The organism is Variovorax sp. 10N432 (assembly GCF_056394465.1).
This window is the reverse complement of sequence record NZ_JBFTHX010000130.1, coordinates 1-805: the sequence shown is the minus strand read 5'-3', so window position 1 is coordinate 805 and position 805 is coordinate 1. Positions and strand designations below refer to the sequence as shown.

Here is an 805-nt window from a genome sequence, read left to right as displayed (position 1 = left end):
GTGCGAACAGTGACCACCTTGATCGCATCGCTGCTCTGCACGATGGCAATCGCATTGCCCGCATAGATCGGCCGCTCGAAGGTGTCGGGGCTGTCGACCTTGGTGATGTCGCTGATCTGGGCGACATCCAGCAGCGCGGCCACGCGCGGCGCCACGTTCTTGCCGTTGGCGGTCGAGGGGAACAGGATGTGGCTGTAGTTCTTGGCGATCGCGAGCACCTGGGCGGCGACGTTCTCGGCCAGGTTCTCGGCCAGGGACGGGCTGTCGGCGACGATCACCTTGGCCACGCCTGCGACTTGAGAGGCGGCCTTGCCGGCTTCGGCGGCGTTGGCACCGGCCACCAGCACATGGACATCGCCGCTGGCGCAGGCGATGCCGGCGGTGACGGTGTTGAGGGTCGCCGGCTTGAGCGTGGCGTGGTCGTGTTCGGCAATAACAAGTACGGTCATTTTTTGTTCCAAAAAATTGGCCTGATCAGTTGGGGACAGAGCTTGCGCTTCGCGCTGCGGTCTGTCCCGCAAGCTTTTCAGATTACCTTCGCTTCGTTCTTCAGCTTGTCGACGAGGGTCGCCACATCCGGCACCTTGATGCCGGCACCCCGCTTCGGCGGCTCGCTGACCTTCAAGGTCTTCAGGCGCGGCTTGACATCCACGCCCAGGTCTTCCGGCTTGAACGTGTCCAGCTGCTTCTTCTTGGCCTTCATGATGTTGGGCAAGGTCACGTAGCGCGGCTCGTTCAGGCGCAGGTCGGTGGTGATGACCGCGGGCACGGAAAGAGAAATGGTCTCCAGGCCGCCGTCGACTTC

1 protein-coding gene and 1 pseudogene are annotated in these 805 nt (G+C 63.0%); both read right to left on the bottom strand.

The window, feature by feature from the left end; genetic code table 11:
* Positions 1–449: pseudogene (locus AC1DF3_RS36970) on the bottom strand (electron transfer flavoprotein subunit alpha/FixB family protein); the annotation flags it as partial.
* Between the two features lie 77 nt (positions 450–526).
* A partial coding sequence (locus tag AC1DF3_RS36965) for an electron transfer flavoprotein subunit beta/FixA family protein (RefSeq protein WP_478142810.1) occupies positions 527–805 on the bottom strand: 279 nt, incomplete at its 5' end.